The 12,314-nt window shown below is 62.3% G+C and carries 10 protein-coding genes and 1 pseudogene; 5 read left to right on the forward strand and 6 right to left on the reverse strand.

Annotated elements, in window-relative coordinates:
- From LJY18_RS18535 to LJY18_RS18555, 5 genes and pseudogenes are all read left to right on the forward strand, one after another.
- Window positions 1-891: a LysR substrate-binding domain-containing protein gene (locus LJY18_RS18535; RefSeq protein WP_238043338.1), complete on the forward strand. Its 891-nt coding sequence runs from the start codon at window positions 1-3 to the stop codon at window positions 889-891.
- Window positions 892-1,029: 138 nt separating this feature from the next.
- Window positions 1,030-1,184 (forward strand): annotated as a pseudogene (locus LJY18_RS18540) (IS3 family transposase); the annotation flags it as partial.
- Window positions 1,185-1,474: 290 nt separating this feature from the next.
- Window positions 1,475-2,743, forward strand: a complete 1,269-nt coding sequence (codB, locus tag LJY18_RS18545) for a cytosine permease (protein ID WP_238043339.1) — start codon at window positions 1,475-1,477, stop codon at window positions 2,741-2,743.
- Window positions 2,740-3,960, forward strand: coding sequence for a PucR family transcriptional regulator (locus tag LJY18_RS18550; protein ID WP_238043340.1), 1,221 nt, complete (start codon window positions 2,740-2,742; stop codon window positions 3,958-3,960). The genes codB and LJY18_RS18550 overlap by 4 nt, the downstream gene beginning before the upstream one ends.
- Before the next feature lie 17 nt (window positions 3,961-3,977).
- A complete protein-coding gene (locus LJY18_RS18555; RefSeq protein WP_238043341.1) occupies window positions 3,978-4,268 on the forward strand; it encodes a hypothetical protein in 291 nt (96 codons plus the stop codon).
- Between the two features lie 258 nt (window positions 4,269-4,526).
- Here the strand turns inward: LJY18_RS18555 and purU are convergent, their stop codons facing one another.
- From purU to glyA, 6 genes are all read right to left on the reverse strand, one after another.
- A complete protein-coding gene (gene purU / locus LJY18_RS18560; protein ID WP_238043342.1) occupies window positions 4,527-5,384 on the reverse strand; it encodes a formyltetrahydrofolate deformylase in 858 nt (285 codons plus the stop codon).
- A gap of 119 nt (window positions 5,385-5,503) precedes the next feature.
- A complete protein-coding gene (locus LJY18_RS18565; RefSeq protein ID WP_238043344.1) occupies window positions 5,504-6,133 on the reverse strand; it encodes a sarcosine oxidase subunit gamma in 630 nt (209 codons plus the stop codon).
- An 86-nt stretch (window positions 6,134-6,219) separates the two neighbouring features.
- A complete protein-coding gene (locus LJY18_RS18570) occupies window positions 6,220-9,237 on the reverse strand; it encodes a sarcosine oxidase subunit alpha (protein ID WP_238043346.1) in 3,018 nt (1,005 codons plus the stop codon).
- Window positions 9,234-9,563, reverse strand: coding sequence for a sarcosine oxidase subunit delta (locus tag LJY18_RS18575; protein ID WP_238043348.1), 330 nt, complete (start codon window positions 9,561-9,563; stop codon window positions 9,234-9,236). Before LJY18_RS18575 ends, LJY18_RS18570 begins: the two co-directional genes overlap by 4 nt.
- Window positions 9,564-9,578: 15 nt before the next feature.
- Window positions 9,579-10,829: a sarcosine oxidase subunit beta family protein gene (locus LJY18_RS18580; protein WP_238043350.1), complete on the reverse strand. Its 1,251-nt coding sequence runs from the start codon at window positions 10,827-10,829 to the stop codon at window positions 9,579-9,581.
- Between the two features lie 146 nt (window positions 10,830-10,975).
- Window positions 10,976-12,229 (reverse strand): serine hydroxymethyltransferase, encoded by a 1,254-nt coding sequence (gene glyA / locus LJY18_RS18585; RefSeq protein ID WP_238043352.1) that lies wholly within the window; start codon window positions 12,227-12,229, stop codon window positions 10,976-10,978.
- Window positions 12,230-12,314: the final 85 nt, after the last annotated feature.

The raw sequence follows: 12,314 nt of genomic DNA on the forward strand, positions 1-12,314 counted from the left end.
ATGAAGGATCACCAACTCAAAGCCCTCATCCAAGTCGCCGAGTCCGGCTCTATTCGAGCGGCTGCGCGCGCGATGAACCTGAGCCAGAGCGCGCTAACTAAAGCCTTGCGAGAGCTTGAAGATGATGTTGGCGCAGAGCTGCTAACACGCAGCTACAAGGGCATTCATTTCACGCCCGCGGGCCACGCACTATTAGTGCGGGCACGCCTGGCACACTCAACACTTGAAAAGGCGCGAGAGGAAATTCGTCTATTACGTGGCGGCGCCGGGGCGCGGGTAGCGATCGCCTTGACCCCGTTGGTGGCGGCGACAATCCTCCCCCCGATCCTGACTGAATTCCGCCGCATTCAGCCGGATGCCGCCCTGACTCTCGAGGAAGGGTTGCTGACACAAGCCCTACCTGGCCTGCTAGAAGGTCGGCTCGACTTCGCGGTAGCGCTGGCCAACCCTGGCGATCTACCGTATGAGGTGAGTTTCGAACCGCTGGCCGACGTCCACGCGGCTCCCACCGGCCGCCTCGATCACCCGTTGGCTAGCGCTCGAACATGGGCAGAGCTCAAAGACGCTAGTTGGGTGCTGAACCTCAGCGACGGGAGCATGGGCAACCACCTGGTGAAATGGTTAGCAGCCAACGACATAGACGCGCCAAAAAACGTTATGTGCTGTGCTTCGCTCACACTGATGCTGGAACTGATGCGCCGTACTGACTACATAGGCTTCGGACCCACAGCCTTGCTTAGCGATTCCTTATTTGGCGCTGGACTGCAGCAACTCTCCGTCAGTCCCCTGCCGCCACCTATGTCACTCGGAATCCTGAGCTTGCGAGGCGTTCCCCTAGGAACATCAGCAAAAATGCTGGCTGGGCTGTTCACCCGTCGCCTTCGGAGATGACACATGTACAGAGTCGCCCTCCCTAGCGACGCCAATCTAGCTGATCACAGGAGACAGCCCACACTCTGGTGGTCTACTGATCCCGACTCACCAACTCACCAACTCACGTGAGCGTCCTTACCGTTAGTGATTTGTCTAATGAATACACAGCGACGTACGTTTTCGCCGAGTTAGAACGTTAGGGTGCGGCCCTTATTTTGGAACAAGGCTGCAGCCATATAGAAGCTTACCGTTCGCTGGAGGTGGTGGGTGCAACCTTGCTCCGCAGGGTTAAGTAGCTCCAGAAGGAGCGTTAGGGTGTAACTCCAAAGATCAAGGCACTCACGCCCGAGCAGAAGAAGTAGTCAATCCCCCCTGTTGTGACGGCCAGCGCCCGGCTTACCGAAAAAGTGCAAACGGCTTCCTTCCTGCCCCACCTCTAAGCAAATTAGCTAAAGTGACAAAAAATAGCTGACAAACATGGTGATTAACGGTCAAATTATTGTGCAGGTTGCACAATATGATTGATGCAAAACGCTATATTCCGGACTTGGCATGGCCTTCGCTAAAGACTCCGTATACCCACCTATCCGGAGCATCGGTCATGACTCAGAAAGACAGTGACTTCCCCCTCAGCGAAGTGCCAGCCAGCGCGCGCCAGGGTCTGTTGTCTACCTCCATCCTGCTGTTTGGCTTCACCTTCTTCACCGCCACCATGTTCGCCGGTGGCAAGATCGGCTTGGCGTTCGACTTCAAGACCATGATCTGGGCAGCGGTGCTAGGAAATTGCCTGCTGGGCCTGTATGCAGCAGTGCTCGGCTTCATCGCCTGTCGCAGCGGCCTTAATTCCGTACTGATGGGGCGTTTTTGCTTCGGGGAGCTGGGAAGCAAGCTGTCCGACGTCCTGCTCGGCTTCACCCAAATCGGCTGGTACGCCTGGGGTACCGCGACGATAGCCATCGTGTTGGTAAAGCTGCTCGGCCTGCCGGAAGACTGGACCATCCCGCTGATGGTGCTGTTCGGCTTCGGCTTCTGCCTGACCGCCTATGTCGGCTACAAGGGCATGGATATCCTGTCGCGCGTCTCCGTGCCTGCGATGCTGATCCTGCTGGGCATTTCGCTGTGGATCGCCACCCGCGACATTGGCGGGCTGGACAATCTGCTTGCCGTGCAACCGAAGGAAAGTATGAGCCTGAACATGGCCATCACCATGATCTTCGGCACCTTCGTCAGTGGCGCCATCCAAGCAACCAACTGGACTCGCTTCGCCAAAAGTGGCCGGGTAGCGGTGCTCTCCAGCCTGTTCGGCTTCTTCATCGGCAACGGCCTGATGATCGTCACCGGCGCCTATGGCGCGATCATCTACCAGCAGCCGGACGTCGTTGAAGTGCTGGTTCTGCAGGGGCTGTCGATGGCCGCGGTGGTGCTGCTGTTCCTGAACATCTGGACCACCCAGGACAACACCATCTACAACTTCGCCGCCGCTGGCTGCAATCTGGTGCGCACCGACCGTCGCAGGATAATCACCCTCTGCGGCGCGGCAATCGGCACCTTGCTGGCCATCGGCGGCATGTACGAGATGCTCATCCCCTTCCTGATCCTGCTGGGCTCGATGATTCCGCCGCTGGGCGGGGTGATCATGGCCGACTTTTTCCATGCCCATAAGGGCCGCTACCCGAAGCTCGCCGAAGCCCGGTTGCCGAAGTTCAACGTGCTGGGGCTGAGCGCCTACGCCATCGGTGTGGCTTGTGCCTACTTCTCACCCTGGGTCGCACCAATCGTCGGTATTGCCGCTGCCTTCTTAGGCTACATCGCCCTGTACGAAATCCGACGCGTGACACAAGCGCAGCGCATCGCGGCGCCCAGCGCATGAGCCTTAGCGTCGCCGACGTGCTCGCCCTCCCCAGCTTGGAGAGCCTGACGATCCGTGCCGGATCGGCTTGGTTACATAACCAGATTAGCTGGTCATACGTGGCGGAAAACGAATCCATCACCGAGTGGGTTCTGGGCGGCGAGCTGGTGTTCGTCACCGGCATCAACCACCCGCGCGACGAGGCTAACCTGCTGCAACTGGTGCAGGAAGCCCACGAGCGCCTGTGCGCAGGCCTGGTGATTCTCACCGGAGGGAATTACATCCATGTCATCCCCGATTCGGTGATAGCCGCAGCCAACCGGTTAGGACTGCCGCTGCTGGAACAGCCCTACACGCTGAAAATAGTGATGGTCACGCACGCCATCGGCACGGCCCTGGTGCAGGCGAAAATCCTCGGTCGCTCGCGCCAGCATGTACTGGAGCAACTGCTCGAAGGCGACTACCACTCCCTCGACTTGCTGCACCAGCGTGCCGACGCCGTGCAGTTGTCGCTGGCCAAAGCGCAGCAGATTATGCTGTTCAAGCTGGAAGGCAGCGAGGCACTGTTCGCCGGCCAGTCCGCCGCGGATGCCGAGCAACAGCTGCAGGCCCACCGTCAGCGTTTACAGATCAGCCTTCAACAGGCCTTGAGCGAGCTGGGTGCAGAGCTGCCCTTGGTGCCCCAGGGCGAGTGCTGGATCGCCCTGGTGCCATGTGCGGACAGCAAGGCCGCGGCCCGAAATCGACAGTGGCTGGTACGGTTTCTGGACGCAACCAATAAGGATTTGGCACCGCTACGCCTGTTTCTCGGTCTGAGTACCGGGGAACACCGTCCGGAGCGCTTTGCCACAGGACTCAGCGAGGCGCGTGAGGCGCTGCTGGCGGCCCAGACCATCCCTGAGCGTCTGGGGCTGTGCTGCTTCACCGAACTGGGCGTGCTGCGCCTTCTCGGCGCGATCCGCGATCGCCACTTGCTCGACCAGTTCGTGGCCGACGTACTCGGCGCGGCAATCCGCGACGACATGCGCCACGAACCGGTGCTAGTGCCGACCCTGGAAGCGTGGACCCACGAAAACGGCAACCTGGCGCTGGCCGCTCAGCGTCTGGGCGTGCACCGCAATACCCTGAGCTACCGCCTGCAGCGCTTCGAAGCGCTCACCACAAGGAGCCTGAACGATCCCAATGTGCGTCTCGACATCGCAGTTGCGCTGATGATCCGCCGCCTGTTTTCCTGCTAACTGCCCAGCAGTTTTTCTTGAATTTCGGCAAAGCCTGTCTGCGTGGTCGCAGTGGACTGTTCCGCATCGCACTGCAACAACAGCTCATAAGGGCCATCGAGGAGGAGCAAGGCCCGAACACCTCGCAGCTGATTCCAGGTGACCTGGATGTCGCAGAGAATATGGTCACGGCCCCATTCATCGAGTCGCTCACTTTACGAATGGACTCGGCGAGCATGTACGGGACTTCCTGGAGCGAAAGTCCCCACCCCAGCAACGTCGCCGGGGCCACCAAGCTAGTGGCCATCGCCGTACTTTTCGAAACTTAAAACAGGAAGCCCGGCTTGTCGGACTACTTCAGGCTCTTGTAGACGACTCCCCCAATCTGCGGCGCGGCGAAGAAGCCGGCCTCAGGTGAAATCATCGCACCTGAGATGATCCCGACTATCACCAGAACCGGTATCAGACCGGGTCGCAGAGAGGTGAACAGCGTGCTCTGCACAGCTCCTTCGCCATTTTCCTGGGTACTTACCCGTAGATCGACAAACTAGCAGGTAATGTTGTGGTCGAATTTTTACTTTAACTTTTTACAAAATTACTGTTCGGTGATCATTCAGAAATACACGCCGCTCAAGGTGATAGCCAATCGCCTTGGCCAGGGTCATGCATTCGATGTCGCGTCCCTTGGCAACCAGGTCTTCGGGGTAGTGGGCGTGGTCCACCGACTCCACGCCCTGGGCGACGATCGGCCCCTCGTCGAGGTCGTTGTTGATGTAGTGGGCGGTGGCGCCGACCAGCTTGACGCCCTTCTCATACGCCTGGTGGTAGGGCTTGGCGCCCTTGAAACCGGGTAGCAGCGAGTGGTGGATGTTGATCGCCCAGCCATCCAGCTTGCGGCACAGTTCCGGCGAGAGCACCTGCATGTAGCGGGCGAGTACCACCAGCTCGGCGCCGGTGTCCTCGATCACCTGCATCACCTTGCGCTCCTGCGCCGGCTTGTCGTTCGGGTCGAGGGGGAAATGGTGATAGGGAATCCCGTGCCAGCGTGCCAGCGGTTCCAGATCGGGATGGTTGGACACCACCGCCACCACGTCCATGGCCAGGTGGCCGATGCGCTGGCGATAGAGCAGGTCGTTCAGACAGTGATCGGCCTTGCTCACCATCAGCACCACCTTGGCTCGATAGCCCGGCGGGGTCAGCTCGGTGTGCATGCCGAAGGGTTCGAGACGCTCGACCAGACCGGCGCGGAAGGCCTGCTCGTCGAAGCCCTCCGGCTGGCGGAATTCGACACGAATGAAGAAGCGCGAAGACAGGCGGTCATCGAACGAATGGTGCTCGGTGACGTAACAGCTCTGCTCGAACAGAAAGCGCGTCACCGCATCCACGGTGCCGAGCACGCTCGGGCAGTGGGCGGTGAGGATCCAGGTATCGGGGGTACGGCTCATGGTCAGGCTCCCGGTAATCGTTGCCAGTGCGGGCGTCCGTGGGAGGGGCTTTAGCCGCGAAAACAGTCGCGGCTAAAGCGGATCGCCGCCCTGCCCCTCCCACAGGATTGCTACTGCTGTCAGGCCTTGATCGCCAGGCCGAATTCGGCGCTGGCGTCTTGCAGCCACAGCCAGATGTAGTCGGAGAAACTACGGCGCACCAATAGCTCCCAGGTCTCTTCGCCGGTGCGGCGAATCACCAGCTGGGTCTTGGCGAAGGTAGTGCCGACCGCCTTGCCGACCGGGAAGTTGCGGGGATGCACGTCATAGATCGACGACTTCATCAGCAGCTCGCGGGCTTTCGGCCCGGTCAGCTCGAGAATGGTCTGCCCACCGCTGACGTTGACCACCTGGATGTGCTGGCCGGCCAGCGCTTCGCGCAGGCTCTGTTCGGCGGTGAACTCGTCGCCGCTCGGCACGATCAGCAGCCACTCGTCCGGGCCCATCCATTGCAGCGAGGTTTCGCCCTTGACCACCAAGCCCAGTGCGCCGGGCAGTTCCAGGCCGGTGGCCTTGTGTACGGCGCTGGCAAAGGCCGCGTCATGGCCATCGCCGCGCAGGGTCAGGTGACCCAGCAGTTTTCTCTCGCGCAGGACGACGCCCGCGGTGCTCTTGCCCTTGCCCACCAGCTCATGCAAACCGGCGTGAAACAGCGGGGACTCGGCGCGCGCCGCATCGGGGCGCTGTTTGTAAACGTTTACTGTGCTCATGTTGTTCCGCCTGTCGTAGGTACGTCAGCGCTAATTCGTTGCTCGCCAGGCTCCAGCCTGCTGGGGCCTGGCGAGCGGTCGTGGTCTCAGACGTTCTGCTGCTCGCCTTTCGGGTCGAAGAACACCGAACTGACGATCTCGGCCTCGATCATCGTGCCATCTGCCAGCGGCGCGAAAACCTTCTCGCCCATGCGCTTCAAGCCGCCCTTGACCAGGGCCAGGGCAAAGCTGTAGCCCATGCTGGTGCTGTAGTAGCTGGAGGTCACGTGGCCGACCATGCTCATCGGAATCGCCTGTTTGGCGTCGAACACCAGTTGCGCGCCTTCTGGCAGCACCGCGCTGGTCTTGACCGGCTTGAGGCCAACCAGCTGCTTGCGGTTTTCCTTGACGCAGTCTTCGCGGTTCATCCCACGCCAGCCGATCCAGGAGAACGGCTTGGTGCGACCCACACACCAGCCCATGTTGAGGTCGTCCGGGGTCACCGAACCATCGGTCTCCTGACCGACGATGATGAAGCCCTTCTCGGCCCGCAGCACGTGCATGGTTTCGGTGCCATACGGGGTCAGGTTGTACTTCTTGCCTGCCTCGACGATCTTTTCCAGCACGCCCATGGCGTAGTCGGCCTGCACGTTGACTTCGTACGACAGCTCGCCGGTAAAGGAGATGCGGAATACCCGCGCCGGCACGCCGCCGACCTCGCCTTCCTTCCAGGTCATGAACGGGAAGGCGTCCTTGTCCAGGTCGATGTCGGTGACCTCGGCCAGCAGCTTGCGGCTGTTGGGTCCGGACAGGGTCATGGTCGCCCAGTGGTCGGTCACCGAGGTGAAGTACACCTTGAGGTCCGGCCACTCGGTCTGGTGGTAGATTTCCAGCCACTGCATCACGCGCGCGGCGCCGCCGGTGGTGGTGGTCATGATGAAGTGGTTATCGGCCATACAGGCCGTCACGCCGTCGTCGAAGACCATGCCGTCTTCCTTGCACATCAGGCCGTAACGGGCCTTGCCCACGTCCAGCTTGGTCCAGGCGTTGGTGTACACGCGGTTGAGGAACTCGCGGGCATCCGGGCCCTGGATATCGATCTTTCCCAGGGTCGAGGCATCGAGCAGGCCGACGCTGTCGCGTACCGCCTTGCACTCGCGGCCGACGGCGGCGTGCATATCCTCACCGGCCTTGGGGAAGTACCAGGGGCGCTTCCACTGACCGACGTCCTCGAACTCGGCGCCATTTTTCAGGTGCCAGCTGTGCAGGGCGGTGTAGCGCACCGGGTCGAACAACGCACCGCAGTTGCGGCCGGCCACGGCGCCGAAGGTCACCGGGGTGTAGTTCGGACGGAACATGGTGGTGCCCATCTGCGGGATGCTGATGCCCAGCGAACGCGCGGCGATGGCCAGACCGTTGATGTTGCCCAGCTTGCCCTGATCGGTACCGAAGCCCAGCGCGGTGTAGCGCTTGACGTGCTCGACCGACTCGAAGCCCTCGCGGGTGGCCAGTTCGATACCGGCCGCGGTGACGTCGTTCTGCTGGTCGACGAATTGCTTCGGCGCCCGTGCGGTCGGCTTTTCGTGCGGCACCTGGAACAGCGCGATGCCCGGCTCTTCGTGACGACCGAAGACTTTCGGCAGTTCGCCCGCGACTGGCTTGAAGCCCGCCTCGGTGGCGGCCTTGGCGCCGGCTTCGAAGCCGTCGGCCAGCACATCGCCGAGGGCGAACACGCCGTTCATGGCACCGGCGCAGACGCGCGCCTGGAAACCTTCACCCGGCACAAAACCGAGGATGTCTTCACGCCAGGTCGGCTTGCCGCCCAAGTGCGAGGCCAGGTGCACCACCGGGCTGTAACCGCCGGAGCTGGCGACCAGATCGCATTCAAACCAGTCGCCAGAGCTGATGACCTTGTGCGCTTGCGGAGCGATCCGTGCCACCCGCGCCGCGCTGACGCGCTTGCTGCCACGCACTTCGATCACCGCACTGCTGGTCAGGACGCGCAGGCCCTTGGCCCGTGCTTCCTCGACCCAGGCACCCTTGGGGTTGGCGCGCGCATCGGCGATAGCGACCACCTTGATCCCGGCTTCCAGACAGTCCAGCGCTACGCGGTAGGCGTAATCGTTGGTGGTCGACAGCACCAACTGCTTGCCGGGGGCCACGCCGTAACGGCGCACGTAGGTGGACACCGCGCCGGCCAGCATGTTGCCGGGTACATCGTTGTTGCCATAGACCAACGGACGTTCGTGGGCGCCGGCGGCCAGGACCACGCGCTTGGCGCGCACGCGGTGCAGGCGCTGACGCACCTCGCCCATCGGCGCGGCATCACCGAGGTGATCGGTGCGGCGCTCATGGATGGTGAGGAAGTTGTGATCGTGATACCCGTGCACGGTCGAGCGCGGCAACAGGGTCACTTCCGGCATCTTCTGCAGTTCGGCGATGGCCTTGGCCACCCAGTCGGCGGCCGGTTTGCCGTCGAGGCTTTCGCGGCTGTCGAGCAGATGACCACCGAACTCTTCCTGCTCGTCGGCCAGGATCACCCGCGCACCGCTACGGCCGGCAGCCAATGCGGCGGCCAGACCGGCGGCACCGCCACCGACCACCAGCACGTCGCAGTGCTGGTTCAGGTAGTCGTAGCTGTCCGGGTCGTTTTCCTTCGGCGAGCGGCCGAGGCCGGCGGCCTTACGGATGTACTTCTCGTAGGTCAGCCAGAGGTTCTGCGGGTACATGAAGGTCTTGTAATAGAACCCCGGCGGCATCATGCCGCCGCCGACCTTGCCGAGAATGCCCATCAGGTCAGTGTTGACGCTCGGCCAGCCATTCACGCTGTTGGCCACCAGGCCGCTGTACAGGGCCTGCTGGGTGGCGCGCACGTTGGGGATCTGGGTCGCTTCGCTGGCGCCGATCTGCAGCACCGCATTTGGCTCTTCGGCGCCGGCGGCGACGATGCCGCGCGGACGCGAGTACTTGAAGCTGCGGCCGACGATGTCGACGCCGTTGGCCAGCAACGCGGCGGCCAGGGTGTCGCCATGAAAGCCCTGATAGCTCTCACCGTTGAAGGTGAAGGTCAAAGGTTGGTTGCGGTTGATCCGGCCACCCTTGCTCAGGCGATTGATCTGACTCATGCCTTTTCTCCTGCCGCGCGGCTGGGCTGCTTCGCACTGGTTGGCTTAGCGGTCACGCTCGGCTTTTCGCCAATCTTGTAGGTTTCGAAAATTTCGTAGCTGATGGTGTCGCGCGTGGCGTTGAAGTACTGCCGGCAACCGGCCGCGTGAATCCACAGCTCGTGGTGGATACCGCGCGGGTTGTCACGGAAGAACAGGTAGTCGCCCCACTCAGCATCGGTGCAGGCAGCCGGATCCAGCGGGCGCGGGATGTGCGCCTGGCCGGCCGAGTGGAATTCCTCTTCGGAGCGTAACTCGCCACAATGGGGACAGAAGATGTTCAGCATGTCGGATTTCTCCTGTTAGTGGGCGACGCCGGCAGCGCCGTGCTCGTCGATCAAGGCGCCGTTGTAGAAACGGTCCATGGCGAAGGGTTTGGCCAGTTCGTGCATTTCACCTTTGGCCAGGCTGGCAGCGAACACATGGCCCGAGCCGGGGGTGGCCTTGAAGCCGCCGGTACCCCAACCGCAGTTGAAGAACAGGTTCTTCACCGGGGTCTTGCTGATGATCGGGCAGGCGTCCGGCGTGGTGTCGACAATGCCGCCCCACTGCCGGTTCATGCGCACGCGCGACAGCACCGGGAACAGCTCGACGATGGCCTGCAGGGTGTGTTCGATGGTCGGGTAGGAACCGCGCTGGCCGTAACCGACGTAACCGTCGATACCGGCACCGATGACCAGGTCACCCTTGTCCGACTGGCTGATATAGCCGTGTACCGCGTTGGACATGATCACGCTGTCGATGATCGGCTTGATCGGCTCGGACACCAGCGCCTGCAGCGGGTGCGACTCGATCGGCATCCGGAAGCCGGCGAGCTTGGCCATGTGTCCGGAGTTACCGGCGGTGACCACGCCAACGCGCTTGCCGCCGATGAAGCCCTTGTTGGTTTCCACGCCGATGACCACGCCGTTTTCCTTGCGGAAGCCGGTCACTTCGGTCTGCTGGATCAGGTCGACGCCCAGGGCGTCGGCGGCGCGGGCATAGCCCCAGGCCACGGCATCGTGACGGGCCACGCCGCCGCGCCGTTGCAGGGAGGCGCCCATCACCGGGTAACGGGTGTTCTTGCTGCAATCCATGAAGGGGATCAGTTCCTCGACCTGCTTGGCATTCAGCACCTCGCCATCGATACCGTTGAGGCGGTTGGCACCGACCCGTCGCTCGATGTCGCGCATGTCTTGCAGACTGTGACCGAGGTTGAACACGCCGCGCTGGGAAAACATCACGTTGTAGTTGAGGTCCTGGGACAGGCCTTCCCACAGCTTCATGGCGTGCTCGTAGAGATGCGCCGACTCGTCCCACAGGTAGTTGGAACGGACGATGGTGGTGTTGCGCGCGGTGTTGCCGCCACCGAGCCAGCCTTTTTCGATGACCGCGACGTTGCGCACGCCGAATTCCTTGGCCAGGTAGTAGGCCGTGGCCAGACCGTGGCCGCCGCCGCCGACGATGATCACGTCATAGGCCGGTTTGGGTGTCGGCGTGCGCCACATGCGCTGCCAGTTTTCGTGGTGGCTTAAGGAGTGCTTGAGCAGGCCGAAGCCGGAATAACGTTGCATCAGTGGGTACTCCTGATACGTAAAAACTTAACCGTGGATTGCCTGTTCAGCCTTGTAGGGAGGGCCTTGGCCCATCCCCGGCGTTACCGGCAGCGGTGGGCTGAAGCGGATCGCCGCCCACCCCACCCTACGAGCCTTCTGGATACTCAGCGATACACCGGATAGTCGGCACACAGCCCAGCCGCCAGTCGGGCTACCTGCGCCTCGACAGCGGCATCGCCGAGATGATCGAGGATGTCGCAGATCCAGCCGGCCAACTCGATGCTCTGCTCCTCCTTGAAGCCGCGGGTGGTGATGGCCGGGGTGCCGATGCGCAGGCCCGAGGTGACGAACGGCGACTGCGGGTCATTCGGTACGGAGTTCTTGTTCACGGTGATGCCGGCACGCCCGAGGGCGGCGTCGGCGTCTTTGCCGGTCAGGCCCTGACGGATCAGGCTGACCAGGAACAGGTGGTTGTCGGTGCCACCGGAGACCACGTCGAAACCGCGATCGATGAACACCTTGGCCATCGCCTGGGCATTCTTGATCACCTGCGCTTGATACTCCTTGAAGCCAGGCTCCATGGCTTCCTTGAAGCACACTGCCTTGCCGGCGATCACATGCATCAGCGGGCCGCCCTGGGCACCGGGGAACACCGCGGCGTTGAGCTTCTTCTCGATGTCCGGGTTGGCCTTGGCCAGGATCAGGCCGCCACGCGGACCGCGCAGGGTCTTGTGGGTGGTGGTGGTGACCACGTCGGCGAACGGAATCGGGTTCGGGTACAGACCGGCGGCGACCAGGCCGGCGACGTGGGCCATGTCGACGAACAGCAGGGCGCCGACCTTGTCGGCGATGGCGCGAAAGCGCGGGAAATCCAGGGTCTTGGAGTAGGCGGAGAAGCCGGCGACGATCATCTTCGGCTGGCACTCGACGGCCAGGCGCTCGACTTCGTCGTAATCGATCAGGCCGGTGGTGGTGTCGATGCCGTACTGCACCGCGTTGTACAGCTTGCCGGAAGAGCTGACCTTGGAGCCGTGGGTCAGGTGGCCGCCGTGGGCCAGGCTCATGCCGAGGATGGTGTCGCCGGCATTGATCAGCGCTAGGTATACCGCGCTGTTGGCGGAAGAGCCGGAGTGCGGCTGGACGTTGGCGAAGTCGGCGCCGAACAGCTGCTTGGCGCGATCGATGGCCAGTTGCTCGACCACATCCACGTGCTCGCAGCCGCCGTAGTAGCGCTTGCCCGGATAGCCTTCGGCGTACTTGTTGGTCAGGCCGCTGCCCTGCGCTTGCATGACCCGCTTGCTGGTGTAGTTTTCCGAGGCGATCAGCTCGATGTGATGCTCCTGACGGGCTTCTTCGGCGTCCATCGCCGCCAGCAGTTCGTCGTCGTAGCCCTGGATTTGGTCTTGTTTGCTGAACATCTCGAATCTCCCTGCGACGATATTGAGTCGCCTATTGTTATTGATCAGGACATGCCTCCAACCACACTCCCGTTAGGAAGCCATC

Source organism: Pseudomonas sp. MMS21 TM103 (assembly GCF_022132145.1).
Taxonomy (GTDB): Bacteria; Pseudomonadota; Gammaproteobacteria; order Pseudomonadales; family Pseudomonadaceae; genus Aquipseudomonas.

Coding starts and splice junctions, on each gene's coding strand:
- LJY18_RS18535 (WP_238043338.1), top strand. CDS start 1: ATGAAGGATCACCAACTCAAAGCCCTCATCCAAGTCGCCGAGTCCGGC.
- codB (WP_238043339.1), top strand. CDS start 1,475: ATGACTCAGAAAGACAGTGACTTCCCCCTCAGCGAAGTGCCAGCCAGC.
- LJY18_RS18550 (WP_238043340.1), top strand. CDS start 2,740: ATGAGCCTTAGCGTCGCCGACGTGCTCGCCCTCCCCAGCTTGGAGAGC.
- purU (WP_238043342.1), bottom strand. CDS start 5,384: ATGAGCCGTACCCCCGATACCTGGATCCTCACCGCCCACTGCCCGAGC.
- LJY18_RS18565 (WP_238043344.1), bottom strand. CDS start 6,133: ATGAGCACAGTAAACGTTTACAAACAGCGCCCCGATGCGGCGCGCGCC.
- LJY18_RS18570 (WP_238043346.1), bottom strand. CDS start 9,237: ATGAGTCAGATCAATCGCCTGAGCAAGGGTGGCCGGATCAACCGCAAC.
- LJY18_RS18575 (WP_238043348.1), bottom strand. CDS start 9,563: ATGCTGAACATCTTCTGTCCCCATTGTGGCGAGTTACGCTCCGAAGAG.
- LJY18_RS18580 (WP_238043350.1), bottom strand. CDS start 10,829: ATGCAACGTTATTCCGGCTTCGGCCTGCTCAAGCACTCCTTAAGCCAC.
- glyA (WP_238043352.1), bottom strand. CDS start 12,229: ATGTTCAGCAAACAAGACCAAATCCAGGGCTACGACGACGAACTGCTG.